The organism is Nocardia sp. SSK8 (genome assembly GCF_037034205.1).
Classification (GTDB): Bacteria; Actinomycetota; Actinomycetes; order Mycobacteriales; family Mycobacteriaceae; genus Nocardia.
This window is the reverse complement of record NZ_JBAGKD010000013.1, coordinates 94,256-113,030: the sequence shown is the minus strand read 5'-3', so window position 1 is coordinate 113,030 and position 18,775 is coordinate 94,256. Positions and strand designations below refer to the sequence as shown.

The window sequence follows — 18,775 nt, the reverse complement described above, 5'->3', positions numbered from 1 at the left end:
GGGACCTACTTCGCCAGCTTGTCGAAGACCACGCTGCCCGCCTGATCGGCATCGCCTGCGCGGGCCGCGACCACCGCGGCCGTGGTGCCCCAGTTGCCGATGTTGTCGATCAGCTGCTGGGTGCTGGTCTTCCACTCGTCGTGGAACTCGGTGATCGCGTCCTGCACTGCCCGCTGCTGCTGCGTGCCCAGGCCGGAGATCTCGGTCAGCGCGCTCTTGGGCGCACTGAGCACACTCTCGACCCGCAGCAGATCAGCGGCGATGGCCTGCAATTCGACGATCGGAAACTGCGCGAACGACGACATGGCCGTCTCCCCCTTCTCGGATGATGGATTTACTCGTCGGGTCCGGTCGGTACGCCGGGCGGGAAGTCCGGGGGTACCAGCGGGATCCGGGTGGGTAGGTCAGGACCGGGCAGATCGGGTGCGACGACCGACGGGAGACCCCCGATACCGGGCAGATACACCGGCGGGGTGCCGAGTTTCGGGGCCGCGGGCGCCTTGGCGACCACGGTGGTGTGCATGAGATAGACGTTGTAGGTCGACCACTGCGAGACCGTGAAGAACAGGTCGTTGCCCTCCGACCACGGGTGCATGTGCGCGCCGTAGACGTAGGGGTAGTCCTTGCCGGACACGACGACCTCGGGTTCGGTCCACGGACCCATCGGGTGCACGGCCTGGCGCAACACGATGCCGTTGTCGAGGATGTCGGTCGACATCAGCAGCCAGCGGCCGATATCGGCGTTGTACTGCACCGACACCTCACCGACGGCACCGGTCACGATCGCGGCGGGCGGACTGGTCGGATCCGCGGTCCATTCCGCGCCGGTCCACACCTGCCAGGCGCTCTTGTCCAGGATGCGGTCCTCGGTGACACGGGCGACGAAGACGCCACCGATCCGGCCCTGGGGGGTGCCGTAGAGGTAGACGAATCCGTCGGGCCCCTTGGTGATGGCGGGCATCTGGAAGGCCCAGCCCGTGCCCGAGTTCAGCCAGACCGCGCCCTTGTCCTTGGTCCAGGTCTGCCCGCCGTCGTCGGAGTAGGCGATGCCGGAGTAGTTGCTCACCCAGCTACCCGAGGTCGAACCCCATTCGCGGATGGACGAATACGCCAGGAACTGGCGGTCGCCGATCGACAGGCCAGAGGTGGGCAGCGTGGTGATCTCGCTGCCGTCGACCTTGCGGCTGGTGAGTACCTGACGCGCGTGCCCGGGACGGTCTTCGACGAAGGAGTCCAGCGTCATCCCGTGTTCGAGATCCCGCCGCGACGACTCGGCGAGAGTGTTGCTGCGCCAGTCGAAGCCCCGCGGGCCCTGCGTGCCGGTGTCGCCCGCGGTGCCCGCGGCGGTGGTGTCACCTTCGTTGAGGTTGAGGAACGGCAGGCCGGGGAAGTTCAGCAGCTCCGGGATCACCGGCAGGGTGAGGCCCTTCGAGCTGATCAGCGGCGGCTGGTCGCTGGGCTGGATGCCCGGCCGGGAGCCGCCGAAGGTGTCACCGAAAGCGGTGAGCGCCTTGTCGTTTCCGGCGTCCCAGGTCACCGCGTATCCGGCCCCGCTGACACCGTGCGCCACATCGGTGGCGCTGGTGGAGCCCGCGCCGGTCACCTTCGCGACGAACGCGTTGGTGACCCCGGCGCCCTGTGGAACCTGCGGCAGGCCACCGCCGGTTCCGGCGGTGCCGGGCAGGCCAGGCTCGGCACCGTTGGGCGCCAGCGACACTCCCGGGAAGTTCGGCGCGGCGGCCGGGGCGCCCGGTGGGGTCTTGGTGCCGGGCATCGTGAGCTCGGGCAGGCCGGGGGCGGGTGGCACCAGCATCGGGTCGCCACCGCCGGAGGGCATCTCGAGGGTGTGCTGGGCGCCCAGTTCCGCGGCGGCGGGGGCGGGGGTGTCCGGGGAACCGGTCGACGAGCAGCCCGTCGCGGTCATCGCGAGGAGCACCGCCGTGACGGTGGCGGCCCGGTGGCCGCGGCCGAAGCGCGCTGTGCGCGTCATCACGTCCTACTTCCGTTCGGAGTCGGGGAACCGGTCAGCGCGCGTAGAGCGCGGCCTGTTCGTGGACGGCGGCGGCGAAATCCGGGGTGGCGTTCACCGCCGCGACGCCTTTGGCCCAGCCCTCGGCGACGGACAGATCACCGCCCGCCGCGCACAGCAGCCGGGCCACCGACAGCGCCGCGTCGTCGAGGTTGTCCGGGCTGGGGCCCACCTCGTTCCTGGCGCTGGTGGACCACTGCTCCCACACACTCGGCATGAGCTGCATCGGGCCCATCGGCACATCCCGGGTGCGGTCGCCGTCGGTGCGGCCACCGTCGGTGTCGTCGACAATGGGCAATTCCACTCGCGCACGGTGCAATCCGCGCAGCGGTGGGGATACGGTGGCGTCGGCGGCGACCGTCGCGCCGTCAGCGGCGCCGTGGTCGCTCATCACGGCGCCGATCGCGGCCAGCGTCGGCCAGCCGATATGGCAGTCCGGCGCGCTCCGATCCAGCACCGAGGCCGCGTAGGCATACGACTGCAGCGCGATTTCCGGAATTCCGTACGGCACGGCATGAATACGCGACCACGTCGACAATTGCGCGGCCGGACGAACCGGCGCGGGTGTACCGGTAGAACTCACCGGTGTTTCGGAATGCTCCAATCGCGCACTGCACGATGTGGAAACCCCGACGAAGAAAATGGTGGCCACGAACAGCCACGGCCAGGCAGCGAATGGCTGCCTCCCCCGAGACGACAACACGCGATGACAATAACCGGATCTTTGCGGAGCACTTCGACATTCGATAGCTCCCCGCTATCACCACGCCCCCGTGCGACTCTCCCGCGGGGCTTCGGGAATGCCCGCCGGATCCCCCGGAAACCGGAAACGCCAGGTCGGCAAACGTTACATAATTCCCGGCTCATGTGATTGATCCGACAAAGACGTAACGCGGAGAGCGGCCGCTAAGATGTACGTTCTCTTGGCCTTTCACCTCCGAGGAGACAGCAGTGACCGATCCCGAACCCCGGGTGGTGATCGAAGCGCACCTGCTGCGCTCGCGCGCGACACTCGACGCACTGGTGCACGGGACCGCCCCGGTACGCACCCGTCGCGCGGTCGCGCGATTGCTGATGTACTCGCTGGTGGCGGCCCTGATCATCGCCGGAGGCGTGGTGGCGGCGAGCTACATCATCGATCTCGTCGCGGCCGGGCGCCGATAGCCTCGGTCACCACAGATAGGTGTAGACGCCCTGCGCACCGAAGGTCGCGGGCAGCAACAGCACCAGCAGCACCGGATCCAGCGCGTTCCACAGCCGCGCCACCCGCGCGGCGGCGACCTCACCGAGGCGGACGAATCCGGCGACGACCAGCGTCAGCACCACCGCCGCGGCGACGGCGCTCAGCACGATGGACCGGACCACCGGGTCCTGACCAGCGATTTCCCTGGCCAGCACCGCCCCGGTCGCCAAGGTCGCGAGCACCGGAACCGCCAGTAGGGCACCGACGTGCCACACGTCGGTGTACGCGCGGCTGCGCAGCAGGACGACGACACCGATCAACACGCCCAGCGCCACCTGGACCCAGATCCCGGTCCAGATGAGCGTGACCACCGCCGCCGAGATCGCCAGGGCCAGGGCTCCGACCCCGACATCGAGCAGGTCCCGGCCACGCCGGGTACCCGCGTCGATCGTCGCTCGCGGCACCGGATCACCCTGTTCACCTCGGCGAACGAGGTCGAGCAGGCCTGACCCGAGGACCGCGCCGCGCGGAACGACGGCGATCAACGCCACCAGGACCGGAGCGATCCAGGCGGACATGGCGGTGATGTTCGCCCCCGACGCCACCGCCGCCGCCACCGCGGCGAACCCGGCGGCGGCCCCGGCCGCTCCCACAACGTGCCCGGTCCGGCGGGTACTCAACGCCGCCGCGAGCGCGGCCCCGGCGAACGCGCCGGACGCGCCGGCCGACACCATCAGCGCCGGATCCGCGGGCACAGCGCAGATCGCCGCCGTGCCGACCAGCGGCACCAGACCCCAGGCGAGCCCCGAGCGGGCCGGTGAGTTCAGCACGGCGGCCGCCACCGCGATCGCCGCGGCGAGGACGATCAGCGCTGGCGCGCCGAGCGCCCCCGGCCGTAGGCCCGCGCCGAGTATCGCCGCTCCCGCGCAGGTCAGCACCACCAGCGCCACCACGGCCCGATCCCGCGACGCGTCGCCGAACCGCCGACCGTCGCGGTCGACGGCGGCCTCGACCGCGTCGACGACATCGTCGACGAACGGCGTGTGCGCCGCCAGCTCCACCGGCGTCAGATGCAGGACGGCACCGTCGCGGACGCCGGACTCGGCGAGACTGGCCTCCATGGCGAGCGTCCCGCGCGCCGGGGCGGACAATGCCCAGGCCGACACGGGATCCCCCGGTTCGATCGCGAGTAGTTCGGTGACGTCGGTGATGTACTCCGCGAGCGGCCTTCGTGCGGGCAGGCTGACATCGAGCTGGCTGTCCCCCGAAACGACCGAGACGCGAACGAAATGCGCACTCATGGCGGTCATCATGCCCGAAATCCGGAGTATCGCCGCGATGCGGGAAGGCCGCCCCCGACGCTATTGATAGCACTTCCAGGGTTGCGAGACTTACCTCATAGACACGGTGGACGATCGACCAGATGTGTTGCCCGCCATATTCGGGTGCCGAATGTTGGTCGCACCCACTCCGCTGCGTTAGCGTGTGATTTGCGCACCAAGTCGGGGGTGCGGCCACCTCATACACATCTATCTTGAGGAAGAGCCGTGGGTACGAAATTCTCTGTCGCGAACAATGCGGTCACCGCGCACGCGACCAATCTTGATTCCACTACTGCCGCGTTGAACGGCCAGGCCTCGCGATTTCTCGCGGCCGTCGAAGGATTGCCGTCGGTATGGCGCGGCCAATCCTTCGATTCCTGGGACCGTTTGTCGACCACCTGGCATCAGGCCATGGCCGATCTGAATTCCGCGCTGGAACAGATCCGCGCCGGGGTCGGACAAGCCGGATCGCTCTACACCAGCGGCGAGGTCGATCAGGCCGGAGCGCTGGACTCGTCCTACCAGTCACTGGCCTGGGACGCCGCCAAGTTCCGCGGCTGATCCCACTCCACCCCGCACCGTCGGCGGGCACACCTGTGCCGCCGCGGTTTCCCGCGTGACCGTTTCCGCCCTGTACGGAACCGGTTGCCCCGCCGTGCCTTTCCTCAGTATCGGAGTCGACCATGTCCGACCTGTTCTCCTACGACGAGGCCGTCGCCGACGGCGCCTCCCAAGACCTGCTCTCCGTCGCCGCTGGTATCGAATCCTCCCTCGACGAACTCTCCGGCTACGTCGGCCGCGTCCAATCCCAGTGGGACGGTGACGAAATGCACGTCTACCAGGGCATCCAGTCCCAGTGGGACACCGCCGCCGACACCATCCGCGACATCCTGCGACAGATGACCGGCGCCCTCGAGAACAACACCGGCCTGGTCCGCGACATGCGCACCCAGGTCCGCGGCTCCCTCACCCGCCAAGCCTGAGCCACCGTCACGCCCGACCGAGGGAAACAATGCGATCTTCGAGCTCCACCACCGTTCAGAGCTACCCGCTCATTCCCGGTCCCTTCCCGGCGGAGCTGGGACGGCGGATCACAGCACGGGTGCTGGACCTGCTCCTCGCCGGTGTCCTGCTGATTCCTACCAACCTGCTGATGGTCGGTGCCGCAGCGCTGCTGCACGTCGATGACAGCATCGGCGGGATTCTGCTGGCCACCAACATGATTGTGACCCCGCTGGCCTATGAATGGATCCCGATGGCCTTCGGTGGTGCGACCCTGGGCAAGCGGATCCTCGACCTGCGGGTCGTACGCACCGACGGCACCGCCGTGTCCTGGCAGCGCGCCGCGCTACGGGCGCTGCTGAACGCGCCCTATGTCTCGATGTGGCTGATTCTGATGGTGCTACCGCTCGTCAACCTCGCCTGCATGTTGCTCGACAAGCCGCAACGGCGCGGCCTCCATTCCCGTCTCACCGACACCGTCGTTGTGGACCTGCGTCCACGCTTCGGCAGCCAGTGGCCGGATCACAAGTCAGCGCACAGTGTTCCGGAGCCGACCCCGGAACAAGCCGCCCTGGGGCGGGACCAGGTCCGCGACTCACCGACCCGCCATACCTGACCACTCAGATCTCATCACCGGCCGCCGCGACGGGCGGGACCGGTGTCCGGGAGTGCCGACTCACTTCCGGACACCGGTTCTGCCCGTCGCGGCACACACATCTTCGATCCGGGGGGTCGATTCATGCCTGACACCGAAACGCACGCCGACGCCGGGTTGCTCGCCGAGGTCGCGACCACCGCGACCATCGGCGCCTACCCAGCCGAACTGTTCCTCGTCGACGGTGACGCCGAAGAACTCGGCACCTGCGGACGCGCCTGGCGCGAATTCGGCACCGCCACAGCGAGTTCCGGCCACCGCATCACCAACCTGGACACCTCCCGATTCGTCGGGCTCGAAGGGCAGTTGTTCGCCGGAGTGAAGGACGAACACCTCGCCGTCCGCCTGCAGATCACCGGCCAGGCCTACAGCCAGGCCGGTTCCGCGATGGAAACCTTCGCCGTCGACCTGGCCCGCCTGCAATCCCAGATGGACCCCGTCGCCGCCGACGCCCCCACCACCTACGAAGCACTACAGGACGCCGTCGAGGCCGTCCGCGTCTCGAACGTACTCACCCTGCCCGCCGCACTCGACCACCTCGCACGCGTCCGGTCCCGCTGGGACTCACTGGTCACCTCGGCCACCGACATCCAACGCGACCTCGCACGCGCGGTCGAGGCGGTCGTCACCGCCGTCCGCGCCGCCGCGGCCCTGCGGTTCTCGGAGAACCCGATCGGCGAACAAACCGTGCTGGCCCTCGGACGCGGGATCGGCGGGGTAGTACACCGGCCGGTCGACCCGGTCCAAGCCAACAGCCCCCTCACCCGCCGAGCCCGCACCACCTCCGACACCGTCGGGGAACTCGCCGGAGTCGCCACCACCGTCGGCGTCGTCTTCCCACCCGTGGTCGCCGCGGGCGCGGCCCTGTCCGGCGCCGCCACCGGCACGGCCGCCGCCGTCAAAACCCTGACCGGCATCGGTGACTGGGGCCGCATCGCCGGACAAGGCATCATCAACGCCGTCCCCTTCGGCAAACTCGCCGACACCGCCTACAAGGCCGCCGCGGGCACCGGCATCACCCCCACCGACACACTCGCCGACCTCATCCCCGAAACCACACCCGGCGGAGGCACCGCCGAACGCGACGCGTTCCTCGCCACCCTCAACCCCACCGTCGTCGACGACCCCGACACCCCGGCCTCGACCTCCCGCTTCGGCACCGGCGAACTGACCCACCTGGACCCCGCCCTGGCACCACCCGCCGCCCCCTTCGCCCTGCGCATCCCGACCCGGTTCACCCCGAGGCACAAAGACGCCAAACCCGGCACCGACAACGGACGCCACACCGTGACCGGTGTCCGCGGCGAACGCATCCGCGTCATCGCCGACCCCGCCACCGGCTACGAACAACTCACCATCCCCACCAGCAACGGCGGCGAACGCACCCTCGTCCTCATCAACCACCCAGACGCCCCCGTCCGCTACCGCTTCGACCAGTCGGTACCGGTCGGCGGCCGACTCGAGAAGAACCCCGACGGCTCGATCAGCGTCCTCGACGCAGCGGGAACCCCGGTCGGACACATCCAGCGCCCCTGGGCCTACGACGCCCTCGGCCGAGAAGTCGACACCGACTACCAAGTCGACGGCGACACCCTGCTGCAGACGATCTACCCGACCGAGGACACCCTCTACCCCATCCTCGCCGACCCCGAAGACGACACCGGTGCAGCGCCGGAATCGGCAGCGCCGAACCCGGCACAGTCCGAGCCCGAACCACCGGCCATCGAGGCCTCCCCGGTCAGCGAAGAGAAGCCACCGGCCTCCATCGATCCGGAACTCCTCGAATCGGTACCGATGCTGAAATCGGCCTACAACCCCGACGGGTCCCTGAAATCCAACGAACAGGTCGAAAGCGAGAACTACACCCGCGAGGTCATCAACGAACTCCCCGGCACCGTGACGCCTGCTGCACCGCCACCGCGGGACTCGACTCTGGAGATGGTGCCCGCGGTCGATCAGGTACTGGAGAGCACAGGGCCGACCGGCGAACAACAGCCGACGGTAGTCGACCTCGTCGACCGCGGCTCCCGAGGCAACCTCGCAGACGGAGAGTCCTACGAGCTTCCCAGTGGCGCTGGCACAGTCACCCAAACCGATGAGCGTCGAGACCCGAACACCGTAGTCCACGAGGAACGCTGGGATCTCGACAACGGCCAGTCTTTGGAAGTCGCCAGCGCGACCGTCAGCTACGACACCGCCCACCCTCAGTGGGGTGGGACGGGCTGGACCGGCGAGATCGGACCGAACAACCAGTTTTCCCGCATCGACATTACGAATCCGACATCGAATACCGCGAGCATCACCTTCGATCTCGACGGCAAGCCGTCCTCGATGCGGATGACCAACGGCACGGTCGCGACGGTCGACGAGAACGGCCAGCTGCGCGGCCCCTTCGAGAACAGCGACTTGGGTATCAAGGGCACCTTCGAGCCCCTACCCGGAGGCGGCACCCGAGCGACACTCGACAACGGCGCGACAATCGATCTCAACGCCGCCGGTCAGATCGTCGACCAACAAGCAGCGCCCGACACCCGATCCACCACCGAGAGGATCGGCGACTTCGTCGGAGATATGGGTAGCAGCCTCGTGGACTGGGCGTCCGACCTCGCTGCGGGCTTCGACTACTCCGAAGGCGTCTCCGCGGCCGCAGCCGGGGGGCCGCTCACTCCGCAGGGACAGGCACACGGTCGAGCTGCCGCCGAGAACACCGAGAGAATGGCCGACGCGCTCGGCGACTTCTCTCACGTCGTCGTTGACCCCGTACTCCGCCCCCTGGACTTCCTCACCAGTTATGCGGACGCGAGTACCACCGGTCTTGCCGGCGCAGCCGGCGGGGGGCCGCTCACTCCTTACGGCCGAGCACAAGGTGAAGCCGCCCTCACCGAAATGGAGAACGCGCCGAGCGTGCTCCAGGTGGGCATCGACCTCGCCTCGATAGTCGCACCCGAAGCCGGTGTCGCGGCCGGACGCGCCCTGGCAGCCGAATTCTCCGCGACCCGTCTCGCCGCAGGTCTCGCGGCCGACACCGTCGGCTTGGAACGAGCGGCGGCGGCACTCGCAGGATCCACCGACGACGCAGCCCGAGCTTTTCCGAACCTTCCCGGCAACATCGGCGCCCTCCGCACCCCGATCACACTCGACAGCCCCCCACTATCCGGCTTCGGTGCGCAGGCACCACTACGGGGCCCCATCGACACCGAGCTGATATCGCAGTTCGGCAATCTGCGGCTTTCCCCCTCCCGGATGGGGAACGCGGAGAACTTTGTAGGAGGCATCGGCGCGACAGGACGTACGACCAACGCGGCCGACGGGCTTCGTGTCGCCGAACTCGAAACGCAGGGGCACTCGCCCCAGCGGCATCTGCACCCCACCGACGGGCAGCTGCAGTCGCGCCTGGGAACGCCGCATATGACGGGCAATCCACCCCATGCGAACTTCCAACCGGACGGATATGTCATCGCCAGGAACAAGATTGATCCGGCGAAGGGACCAGTCGAGCTGCTCACTCGCGACCGGTACATGGACAAGTACGCGACCGATGCACACGGAAATCCGACAAAGCACAAGGTCGGCTCGTTTTCGACGGCGTTCGGCGATGCGCGCAGCTTGGTGGCCGCTGAATCCGCCGCGCGTAACGAGATTCCTGTGGGAAGTACCGCGACCCGCGAAGTCGTGCGGCTGGATCCGGCACAAGTGCGGGCCGCGATCGGTGACGCGGGTATTGCGAATCTGCGCGGCTACTATATCGATCCTGCCAACCCCATGACAGGGACCCGTGTGAACTTTAAGCCTGTCGACTTTACCGATGCCGAAATCCTGGCGGTATATGATCGTGGCCGCAACGGTGAGTGGAACCTGACCACCATGTACCCCGAACCACAGAAGGCGTTCAACCGATGACCGAATGGTGGCGGAAAATTCCGCATCTCGACCGGGTGCAGTGGCCGATCCTGCTCATGCACACCCCCGAGTTCAGTGAGGAGATGTGGCGTTTCGCGCCCATCCTGCGCGCGGATCTCGACAAGGATCCGGCCTATCGGGGCATAGTGCGCGAAGCTCTCGACTACGTCCTCGCCCGGGGCACAACCCCGGACGAATGGCTCGCGCGCACCTCAACCTGGTTCTTCGACCAGCAGGAGCTGGACGAATACCTGATGGCGTTCCGCGACTACCTGTTCGCCGATCGTCCGGAGCTGATCTACCCTCCCGACAGTGAACGTGTCCTTCCCGAAGCAGACACCGAAACCCATCCAGGACAGGACGAATGACCGAACAGAACCGACGCGTCGGGCCATGGGCGACACGATTCGAATCGGAGCGCGCCCTCATCACCGCCGACGATGCTGCACGCACCCAGGCCCTGCACAACCGAGACCTGACACCGGTGCTGCGCTTCGAAAAGGTCTATGGCAGCGGTCCGTTCGCCGATAAAGCCACGGCAATCGGCTTCGACCCATACCACCCGGTCGCCCCGGACGGCAGCTACAACTACGTGCAGGGAGACTTCGGGTCAGGCCTGGTGTACGCGGTCTACCGCCCGGCTCCGCACTTCACCGCAGATGCCGGCCCCATTGAACCGCACGACCTGGCCAACACCACCCTGTGGCCGTATCCCGGCAGTCGGCTGGACCCGACAACGGTGTCGCTCTCCTCGCTGGGTCTGGACGCCGAAGGCATCGACCGGAGGTTCGTACACTTCTGCGCAGCCGGGCTAGGCGTGGAGGCTGCTGACGACCTCCACGAACTCCGCCCCACCCTCCATCTGGCCTGGCCCGACTACCTGGATACGATCCGTATCGGCCTGACGCACCTCGTCCACCACCGGCCCATCGATCCGCAGACGTGGTACGAACTCACCTACGTCCGGTTCGCAAGCCCCGATCAACTCGCACTCTACGTGGCACAGGTCTACGCCTACCTGTTCGAGGATTTCGATGCGATGCCCGTCGCGCCGTAAAAGAAGCATCGTACAGTTGTGGGCGCAGGTGGAGCTTCTCCTTCCCGAGTTCGCTGTCCGTCGGCAGGGCAGCGGGTCCGCTCTGGTGGATCAGCGAGCCGTGTCACGGCCGTGGTGTACGTCCTGACCAGCAGTTGTGCGTGGCGAACGCTGCCGCGTTCGTCCGGTGTCACGGTGCCGACGGCTCATCGCCGGTTCACCGCGTGGACCGAAGCTGGTCTATGGCGGCGACTACAGCGCGCCGTGCTCGACGAGCTCGGCAGCGGGATGCTCGACTGGTCGCGCGTCGTGATTGACGGTGCGTCGGTGCGGGCGAAGGGGGCACGTTGACCGCGACGAATCCAGTCGATCGGGGTAAATCGGGCTCGAAAACTCACTTTCTGTCGGACCGCCACGGTATCCCGTTGACCGCCAGATCTCGGCTCGAGCCTACTCATACCTGTTCCACGGAAACATCCCCGCCCCGACCGCTCCGGTGAACTAAATGTCACGGATTGGGTCCGCTTCCGTTGTTGATGAGGATGAATCTTGTGATCTGATATCCAAATGAATGCTGGCTCGACTGGGCGGCGCGCGCCTACTTTCGAGGGTGCAGCACGGGAAATATCGTTTCTTTCGAAATAGTGGAAAGATATGGGGAATTTGTGAGTGAGGGTGTAGCGCGGGTGCGGCTGGCCGAGGATCTCTTGTGGTCCGGGGATCTGGTGCGGGCCGCCGAGGCCGCTGACGAGGCGGTGCGGGTGGCGCCTGAGCTGGTGGGTGCGTGGCAGGTGAAGGTGAGAGTGGCGTGTGCGCGGGGGGAGAAGGTGCGGGCGGACAATCCGATTCGGGCGGAGGGGTACGCGCGGGCGGCGGTGCGGGCTGCGCGGCGGTGTGTCGAGCTGGGGCCCGGAGATGCCGAGAACTATCGGTTGCTGGCTGTCGCCTCGGTGCGTATCGATCGGGCGGGGGCGGTGGCGGCGATCGATCACGCGGTGCGGCTGGCGCCCGCGGAGGCCGATCTGCATCTGGTGCGTAGCGAGATCCTGCGGGTCGGGTCGACGCCGGGGACCGCCGCGTTCGTGGCGGCTGACCGCGCCGTGCGGGAAGCGCTGCGGCTGGACCCGGACCATCGTGGCGCGCGGGTCGAGCTGGCGCACAGTGAGATCCGGCACGGGCGTACCGCCGACGGGGAACGATTGCTGCGCGAGGCCACGGCCGGTGATCCCGAGGCTGCCGCGCGGATCCCGGAGGTTGTGCGGTCGATGGATCCGAAGCGCCGGTTCTGGGCGGTGGTCGGCACGATCGTGCTCGGTGTCGCGGTGAAGGATCCCCTCTTCGAGCTCGTCGCGTCGTTGCTGTGAGCGGCCTGGCGCCTTTGTCCAAGACGCCGCGCTGACCACGGTCGTAGCGTGGAGGGCGAGGGGCTGGTGGAAGGAGACGGTGATGGTCGGGTTCGTGGCGACCGCGGAGGTCGATATCGATGCCGGTCCGGAGCGGGTGTGGGAGGTGCTGACCGATCCGGCGGCGATTCGGGAGTTCATGTTCGGGGCCGAGGTGGAGACCGACTGGCGACCGGGGAGCCCGATCGTCTGGACGGGTGAGTACGAGGGGACGGCGTATACGGATCGCGGGGAGATCCTCGCGGTGGAGCCGGGGCGAGTACTCAGGATGACCCACTACAGCCCGCTCGGCGGGCAGCCGGACGAGCCGGAGAACTATCACACGCTCGGCTACCTGCTCAGCGGGGACGACACCTCGACACACCTGACGCTGAGCCAGGACAACAACGCGTCCGAGGAAGAGGCCGCGCACGCGCGGGGGATGTGGGAGGCGCACGTGGCCGGGATCAAGGCCGCCGCCGAACGCGGCTGACCGGGCGCGCCGAGTCGCCCGGGTGTGGCAGCATCGGAGGGTGCCCGCCGATGTCATCGCGACCCCGCTGCCCGCCTGCCCGGATATCGAGCAGGCCTTCGCGGCGTCGTGGCCGGTGCGGTTGGGGGATACCGACGGCGACGATCGGTTGCGGCTCGACGCGGTGGCGCGGTATCTGCAGGATGTCGGGTTCGATCATCTCGACGCGGTCGAGGACGGGGATACCCATCAGGCGTGGATCGTGCGGCGGACCGTCATCGATGTCTACGAGCCGATCGTGTTCGGCGACCGGGTGCGGCTGCGGCGGTGGGCCGACGCGCTGTCCAACCGGTGGTGCGATATGCGGATCCAGCTGCGCGGGGAGCGCGGTGGGCACATCGAGGCCGCGGCGTTCCTGATCCATATCGATCCGGTGGCGGGCAGGCCCGCGCGGATGAGTGACGCGTTCATGGCGCCCATGCTGGCCAGTACCACCGAGCACCGGTTGCGGTGGCGGGCCGCGCTCACCGAGCTCGACGAGCCCGAGGTGGAGGCGGTGCCATTCCCACTGCGAGTCACCGATGTGGACCGGCTCGGGCACGTCAACAACGCGGTGTACTGGGAGGCCGTCGAGGAGGCGCTCGCCGTGCACCCCGACCGGCACCGGCTGCCCTACCGGGCGATCGTCGAGCACGTCGGGCCGGTGATGATCGGGGACAAGGTGGTGCTGCGGACCAGCGCGGGGCCCGGCACGCTGCGGGTCCAGCTCGATGTCGACGGGTCCGCACGGGCGCTGGCCTCGGTGACGCCGCTGGCCGGTGGACCGGCCCGCTGACCCGATATCGCCGACGCCGTCGTGGAGAACCGCCGCGATGCGACCTCCGAAACCGGGCGCCGCGGTATGACGGTTCTCGTGCCGGGCCGTCGGGGACGGTGACCTGAGACACCGACGTTGAGCTGCGGTGACGGTACTCACCGGTAGACACGGCGGGGTCGTAAGTAGGTTGCGGTTTCGCGACGATCGCCCTATTCTCGACATCGTGCCGAATCCCGCCGACCGCTTCGCCGCGCTGCTTGTCGCTGACCGCGACCGCGCGGCCGCTGCCGCGCAGACCGCGCAGGCAGCCACCCGGCAGATTCTTCTCGTAGTAACCCGCCGTAGCGGGGTCTGATTCGGACCAGCCCCCTCGCTGCGGGCTGATTTTCATTGTTCTGCTGGTCCCCACCTGCCAACGAAGACCATCTTCGGGAAGACCTCACCTGCAATGACACTGCTTATCCTGGACCATGCCCTGTTCGACGCCGCCCCGCGCGGGCTGCGTGCCGAACTCACCGACCTCACCCCCGCCGAGTTCCTCGACCGGTACACCCGGTTCGAGGGTCCGATCAACTTCGGCGAATGGACTTGTTCCGGAACGGATTTCACCGCCACCCTGGAATTCGCCGACCACCTGCGGACGGTCATCGCCACCGGTAGCCCGGTCGCGGCCATGACCTCCGCGCTCTACGACGAGGGTTACCCCCTCGAGATCCTGCAGTTCCACCAGCGGCCCACGGCCGACGGCATCGCCACCTACGTCCAGTGTGAACTCGACGGCAGGCGCGGCTGGGCCGCGGCGATGGCTCCCGGTGGTGCCGAGTCGACCGCACGCGCCATGATCGCCTGCGTCGGCAAGCTCGCGGGCTGATCCCGCAGCACGCCGAAAGGGTCCGTTCACCTCATCGAAGGTGAACGGACCCTTGACGTTTCGCGCCTATTCGGCGGGGGAGGACTGCTCGGCGATCTGCTTGCGCACCTCGTCCATGTCCAGGCCCTTGACCTGGGTCACCAGATCCTCGAGCGCGGCGGGCGGCAGCGCGCCGGGCTGGGCGAAGACCAGCACGCCCTCGCGGAAGGCCATGATGGTCGGGATCGACTTGATGTTGGCGGCCGCGGCGAGCCCCTGCTCGGCCTCGGTGTCGACCTTGCCGTGCACCACATCGGGGTGCTGCTCCGAGGAGGACTCGAAGGTGGGGGCGAAGCTGCGGCACGGACCGCACCAGGAAGCCCAGAAATCGACGAGTACCACGTCGTTTCCGGTGATCACTTCGTCGAAGTTCTGCTGGGTCAGCGTCTGGGTGGCCATGACGTCCTCTCCTTGTCGGTGTCCCCGGCTGTAACGCCGGGGCGTGTTTCTATCTTCCCCCGGCGACGAGGCGCTCCTGCCGCGCGTCCCCGTCCCAGCGGCGAATCCCCACTACAACGGCGGAAAAATCGTGGTCGGTGGCGACCGCGCGGACGGCCTCGCCGAGCCGATCGGGCGGGACCCGGCGGGCCAGGGTGACATGCGGGGTCCAGGCGTCCGGGGCCACATCGGCGGGGATGCCGGGGCAAGGTGCGACCAGATCGGCGACCCGGCGCTGCACGCTCAGCAACTCCTCGGTGACGACCACCGCCCGGACCAGGATGGGCCTGCGCGCGCCGAACACGAGCACCCCGCCCAGCCGGATCGGCAGGGGCGTGAAGGCCATCCGCTCGAGCGCGTGGTCGATCCGCGGCCAGATCTCGCGGGCCACCGCGACGGTGATGTGCGGGCGATGGGTGGCGCCGGGACTGCTCAGGCCCGCCTCGGCCAGCACCGCCCACTGCCTGCGGATCTCCGTCTCGCCGCGCTCGTCCAGGAGCAACTCCACCGACTGCACCATGCCCGCCAACCTAGTCCCCGCGGCGTGTCCGGGTGGGGCGCTGGCACCGAACAGGGTGCGCAGGCGCGAGGATGGAGGGGTGAACGGTGCGAAGGGGAGCCTGCGGCTCGGCGTGATCGACGGTGACGGCATCGGCCCCGAAGTGGTGGCCGCGACGCGGGCGGTGGTCGACGAGGCCGTCGGCGCGGCGGGGCTCGACCCGGTGACCTGGGTGCCCCTGCTCATCGGGCACGCGGCGATCGACGCCTACGGCGATCCGCTGCCCGAGCAGACGCTCGGCGCGCTGGCCGAGCTCGACGCGTGGATCCTTGGCCCGCACGACAATGCCTCCTATCCGGCCGAGATGCGGGTCGCGCCCGGCGGGGCGATCCGCAAGCGGCTCGGGCTCTACGCCAATATCCGGCCAGCGGTCGCGTTCGCGGGGGTGCGGGCGAGCGCGCCCGATATCGACCTGGTGATCGTGCGGGAGAACAGCGAGGGCTTCTACGCCGACCGCAATATGTTCGCCGGGTCGGGGGAGTTCCGCCCGACCGAGGACGTGGCGATGGCGGTCGCGGTGGTCACCCGGCAGGCTTGCGAACGGATCGCGCACCAGGCGCTGCGGCTGGCCCAGGGCAGGCGCAAGCGGGTGACCGTGGTGCACAAGGCCAATGTGCTGCCGATGACGACCGGGCTGTTCCGCGACGTCTGCTACCAGGTGGCCGCGCAGTATCCGGAGGTGCGGGTGGACGACGCGCATGTCGACGCGATGGCCGCGCACCTGGTCCGCGCGGCGGGCGACTACGACGTGATCGTCACCGAGAACCTCTTCGGCGATATCCTCTCCGACCTCGCCGGGGAGCTCAGCGGCTCGCTCGGGATGGCCCCCTCGCTCAATTGCTCCGACACCAAGGCGATGGCGCAGGCCGTGCACGGCGCGGCGCCGGGACTGGCGGGCCACAATCGCGCGAATCCGGCCGCGCTGCAATTGTCGGCGGCGATGTTGTTGCGCTGGTTGGCCGTTCGCGAGAACAATGCGCTCCTGCACGACGCGGCCGACCGGATCGACCGCGCGATCGCGGCCACCCTGGCCGCGGGCGTGGCCACCGCCGATCTCGGCGGGCTCGCCTCGACGAGCGAATTCACCGAGCAGGTCACCGCGCGCGTGCACCGGAGGTGAAGGGCTTTCTTTCACATTCGCTGATGAATCTTCGGTTACTGTCGCACCACGCTGTGTCCGGTTCGCCTACATTGCCAATCAGGCGCTGAAACGTCCGACAGCGCCGAGGCGAATGGTGGAGGCCCTGTGTCAGGTCGCATGATTCTCGCTCGCCGCGCCGCGCGCATGGGCGCGGTCGTCGTCGGCGTCGTCCTGGTGTCGTCCGGCTGCGTGCACAACACCGAGGGTGACACCGCCGACGTGGCCAAGGTGCAGGTAGAGCGGGTCGACGCGCTCGCCGCGACCGTGCCGGAGCCGATCCGGCAGGCCGGGAAGCTGGTGGTCGGGGTGAATGTGCCGTACCAGCCGAACGAATATCGTGACGCGAGCGGTGAGATCGTCGGGTTCGATGTCGATCTTTTCGACGCGGTGGCCACCACGCTCGGCCTGCGCGCCGATTATGTCGAATCCGCGTTCGAGAAGATCATTCCCGCGATTCAGGCAGGCACCTATGACGTCGGCATGTCCTCGATCACCGATTCGCGCGAACGCGAGAAACAGGTCGATTTCACGACCTATTTCTCCGCCGGGGTCCAGTGGGCGCAGCGCACCGGCAAAGACATCGACCCCGACAATGCCTGCGGCAAGAAGGTCGCCGTGCAGGCGACCACCGTCGAGCACACCGAGGAAGTACCCGCCAAGAGCGCGAAATGTGTCGCCGAGGGTAAGGATCCGATCGATATGAAAGCCTTCGACGAGCAGAGCGCGGCCACCAACGCGCTGGTCCTCGGCCAGGTCGACGCCATGTCCGCGGACTCGCCGGTGACCGCGTACGCGATCCGGCAGACCGACGGCCAGCTCGAGGCGGCGGGCCCGATCTTCGAATCCGCGCCCTACGGCTGGGCGGTGCGGAAGTCCTCGCCGCTGGCGGTCTCGCTGCAGAAAGCGTTGCAGCACCTGATCGACACCGGCGCATACGCCGAGATCACCGCCAATTGGGGTGTGCAGGACGGACGGATCACCACCTCGGTGATCAACGGGGCTGTGAGCTGACATGAGCGAACCCGACGACGCCCCCGAAGTCATCAAGGCGGTCCCGCTGCGCAGGCCGGGACGCTGGATCGCCGCGGCCGTCATCCTGATCCTGCTCGGCCTGTTCGTCTACGGCGCGGCCACCAATCCCGCCTACCGCTGGGACACCTACGGCAAGTACCTGTTCGACTACCGGATCACCCAGGGCGCCATCGTCACCCTGGAGCTGACCGTGCTCGCGATGGCCATCGCGGTGGTGCTGGGCACGGTGCTCGCGGTGATGCGGCTGTCCCCGAATCCGGTGCTGCGGACCACGGCGTGGGTCTATCTGTGGATCTTCCGTGGCACGCCGGTGTTCGTGCAGCTGGTGTTCTGGGGGCTGGTGCCCTCGCTGTACCGGCAGATCGATCTCGGGGTGCCGTTCGGGCCGCAGTTCTTCCATCTGGACGTGCAGCAGTTGCAGGCGGCGTTCCTGTTCGCGGTGATCGGCCTGGGACTCAACGAGGCCGCCTATATGGCCGAGATCGTGCGCGCCGGGATCAATTCCGTCGGCGAGGGGCAGCGTGAGGCCTCGGTGGCGCTGGGCATGTCGTGGACGCAGACCATGCGGCGCACGGTGCTGCCGCAGGCCATGCGGGTGATCATCCCGCCCACCGGCAACGAGCTGATCGGCATGCTCAAGACCACCTCGCTGGTGACGGCCATTCCGCTGAGCACCGACCTGTTCGGCCGGGCCCGCGACATCTACGGCGTCAACTTCCAGCCGATCCCGCTGCTGCTCGTCTGTGCCACCTGGTATCTGGCGATCACCAGCGTGCTCATGGTCGGGCAGTACTACTTGGAACGCTATTTCTCGCGCGGGGCCACCCGGCAGCTGACCGCCAAGCAGCTCGCCGAACTGGCCACCGCGCAGGCGGCGGTGAAGGCGAAATGACCGAA

The 18,775-nt window shown here is 68.1% G+C and carries 22 protein-coding genes and 1 pseudogene; 16 read left to right on the top strand and 7 right to left on the bottom strand.

Features of this window, described 5'->3' with window-relative positions; translation table 11 throughout:
• Positions 1-5: 5 nt before the first annotated feature.
• From WA675_RS22525 to WA675_RS22515, 3 genes are read right to left on the bottom strand one after another with little or no spacing between them, the layout of a single operon-like run.
• Positions 6-305 (bottom strand): hypothetical protein, encoded by a 300-nt coding sequence (locus WA675_RS22525; protein ID WP_336086845.1) that lies wholly within the window; start codon positions 303-305, stop codon positions 6-8.
• A 29-nt stretch (positions 306-334) separates the two neighbouring features.
• Positions 335-1,990, bottom strand: a complete 1,656-nt coding sequence (locus tag WA675_RS22520) for a DUF4185 domain-containing protein (RefSeq protein WP_336086843.1) — start codon at positions 1,988-1,990, stop codon at positions 335-337.
• A 34-nt stretch (positions 1,991-2,024) separates the two neighbouring features.
• On the bottom strand, positions 2,025-2,540 hold the full coding sequence (locus WA675_RS22515; RefSeq protein WP_336086841.1) for a hypothetical protein: 516 nt from the start codon (positions 2,538-2,540) through the stop codon (positions 2,025-2,027).
• 440 nt (positions 2,541-2,980) lie between these two features.
• Here WA675_RS22515 and WA675_RS22510 point away from each other — a divergent pair, with 440 nt between their 5' ends.
• Complete coding sequence (locus WA675_RS22510; protein WP_336086840.1) at positions 2,981-3,193, top strand: hypothetical protein; 213 nt, start codon at positions 2,981-2,983, stop codon at positions 3,191-3,193.
• Positions 3,194-3,199: 6 nt separating this feature from the next.
• Here WA675_RS22510 and eccD read toward each other — a convergent pair whose 3' ends face one another.
• The gene (gene eccD, locus WA675_RS22505) at positions 3,200-4,513 is read right to left on the bottom strand and encodes a type VII secretion integral membrane protein EccD (protein ID WP_336086839.1); all 1,314 of its coding nucleotides are present in this window, start codon (positions 4,511-4,513) and stop codon (positions 3,200-3,202) included.
• 246 nt (positions 4,514-4,759) lie between these two features.
• On the opposite strand from eccD, the gene WA675_RS22500 reads away from it, so the two are divergent.
• The 3 genes from WA675_RS22500 to WA675_RS22490 all read left to right on the top strand — a co-directional run bounded on the left by WA675_RS22500 (position 4,760) and on the right by WA675_RS22490 (position 6,152).
• Positions 4,760-5,095: a WXG100 family type VII secretion target gene (locus WA675_RS22500; protein WP_336086838.1), complete on the top strand. Its 336-nt coding sequence runs from the start codon at positions 4,760-4,762 to the stop codon at positions 5,093-5,095.
• A gap of 122 nt (positions 5,096-5,217) precedes the next feature.
• Complete coding sequence (locus WA675_RS22495) at positions 5,218-5,517, top strand: WXG100 family type VII secretion target (protein WP_336086837.1); 300 nt, start codon at positions 5,218-5,220, stop codon at positions 5,515-5,517.
• Between the two features lie 29 nt (positions 5,518-5,546).
• A complete protein-coding gene (locus WA675_RS22490) occupies positions 5,547-6,152 on the top strand; it encodes an RDD family protein (RefSeq protein WP_336086836.1) in 606 nt (201 codons plus the stop codon).
• Positions 6,153-6,212: 60 nt separating this feature from the next.
• Here WA675_RS22490 and WA675_RS22485 read toward each other — a convergent pair whose 3' ends face one another.
• A complete protein-coding gene (locus WA675_RS22485; protein ID WP_336086835.1) occupies positions 6,213-6,524 on the bottom strand; it encodes a hypothetical protein in 312 nt (103 codons plus the stop codon).
• Between WA675_RS22485 and WA675_RS22480 the strand changes: the two genes are divergently transcribed.
• From WA675_RS22480 to WA675_RS22440, 9 genes and pseudogenes are all read left to right on the top strand, one after another.
• Complete coding sequence (locus tag WA675_RS22480; RefSeq protein ID WP_336086834.1) at positions 6,510-10,091, top strand: hypothetical protein; 3,582 nt, start codon at positions 6,510-6,512, stop codon at positions 10,089-10,091. The two genes, WA675_RS22485 and WA675_RS22480, sit on opposite strands and share 15 nt — an antisense overlap.
• Positions 10,088-10,459, top strand: a complete 372-nt coding sequence (locus WA675_RS22475) for a hypothetical protein (protein ID WP_336086833.1) — start codon at positions 10,088-10,090, stop codon at positions 10,457-10,459. Before WA675_RS22480 ends, WA675_RS22475 begins: the two co-directional genes overlap by 4 nt.
• Positions 10,456-11,148 (top strand): hypothetical protein, encoded by a 693-nt coding sequence (locus WA675_RS22470; RefSeq protein WP_336086832.1) that lies wholly within the window; start codon positions 10,456-10,458, stop codon positions 11,146-11,148. The genes WA675_RS22475 and WA675_RS22470 overlap by 4 nt, the downstream gene beginning before the upstream one ends.
• Positions 11,126-11,585 (top strand): annotated as a pseudogene (locus WA675_RS22465) (transposase); the annotation flags it as partial. The gene WA675_RS22470 and the pseudogene WA675_RS22465, both read left to right, overlap by 23 nt.
• A gap of 207 nt (positions 11,586-11,792) precedes the next feature.
• On the top strand, positions 11,793-12,491 hold the full coding sequence (locus tag WA675_RS22460) for a tetratricopeptide repeat protein (protein WP_336086831.1): 699 nt from the start codon (positions 11,793-11,795) through the stop codon (positions 12,489-12,491).
• An 82-nt stretch (positions 12,492-12,573) separates the two neighbouring features.
• Positions 12,574-13,002: an SRPBCC domain-containing protein gene (locus WA675_RS22455; protein ID WP_336086829.1), complete on the top strand. Its 429-nt coding sequence runs from the start codon at positions 12,574-12,576 to the stop codon at positions 13,000-13,002.
• 40 nt (positions 13,003-13,042) lie between these two features.
• Positions 13,043-13,816, top strand: coding sequence for an acyl-[acyl-carrier-protein] thioesterase (locus WA675_RS22450; protein WP_336086827.1), 774 nt, complete (start codon positions 13,043-13,045; stop codon positions 13,814-13,816).
• 127 nt (positions 13,817-13,943) lie between these two features.
• Positions 13,944-14,153, top strand: a complete 210-nt coding sequence (locus WA675_RS22445; protein ID WP_336086826.1) for a hypothetical protein — start codon at positions 13,944-13,946, stop codon at positions 14,151-14,153.
• A gap of 93 nt (positions 14,154-14,246) precedes the next feature.
• The gene (locus WA675_RS22440; RefSeq protein WP_336086825.1) at positions 14,247-14,669 is read left to right on the top strand and encodes a 2-keto-3-deoxygluconate kinase; all 423 of its coding nucleotides are present in this window, start codon (positions 14,247-14,249) and stop codon (positions 14,667-14,669) included.
• A 66-nt stretch (positions 14,670-14,735) separates the two neighbouring features.
• On the opposite strand, the gene trxA is transcribed toward WA675_RS22440, so the two are convergent.
• Both trxA and WA675_RS22430 read right to left on the bottom strand, forming a co-directional pair.
• Entirely contained in the window at positions 14,736-15,107 is a 372-nt protein-coding gene (gene trxA / locus WA675_RS22435) for a thioredoxin (protein ID WP_336086824.1), read from the bottom strand.
• 49 nt (positions 15,108-15,156) lie between these two features.
• Complete coding sequence (locus WA675_RS22430) at positions 15,157-15,654, bottom strand: 2'-5' RNA ligase family protein (RefSeq protein WP_336086823.1); 498 nt, start codon at positions 15,652-15,654, stop codon at positions 15,157-15,159.
• A 91-nt stretch (positions 15,655-15,745) separates the two neighbouring features.
• Here WA675_RS22430 and WA675_RS22425 point away from each other — a divergent pair, with 91 nt between their 5' ends.
• The 3 genes from WA675_RS22425 (at position 15,746) to WA675_RS22415 (ending at position 18,770) form a co-directional block, all read left to right on the top strand.
• A complete protein-coding gene (locus tag WA675_RS22425; protein ID WP_336086822.1) occupies positions 15,746-16,825 on the top strand; it encodes an isocitrate/isopropylmalate dehydrogenase family protein in 1,080 nt (359 codons plus the stop codon).
• Between the two features lie 165 nt (positions 16,826-16,990).
• Positions 16,991-17,857: an ABC transporter substrate-binding protein gene (locus WA675_RS22420; RefSeq protein ID WP_336086933.1), complete on the top strand. Its 867-nt coding sequence runs from the start codon at positions 16,991-16,993 to the stop codon at positions 17,855-17,857.
• Position 17,858: 1 nt separating this feature from the next.
• The gene (locus WA675_RS22415) at positions 17,859-18,770 is read left to right on the top strand and encodes an amino acid ABC transporter permease (RefSeq protein ID WP_336086820.1); all 912 of its coding nucleotides are present in this window, start codon (positions 17,859-17,861) and stop codon (positions 18,768-18,770) included.
• The last annotated feature ends 5 nt before the right edge of the window (positions 18,771-18,775 follow it).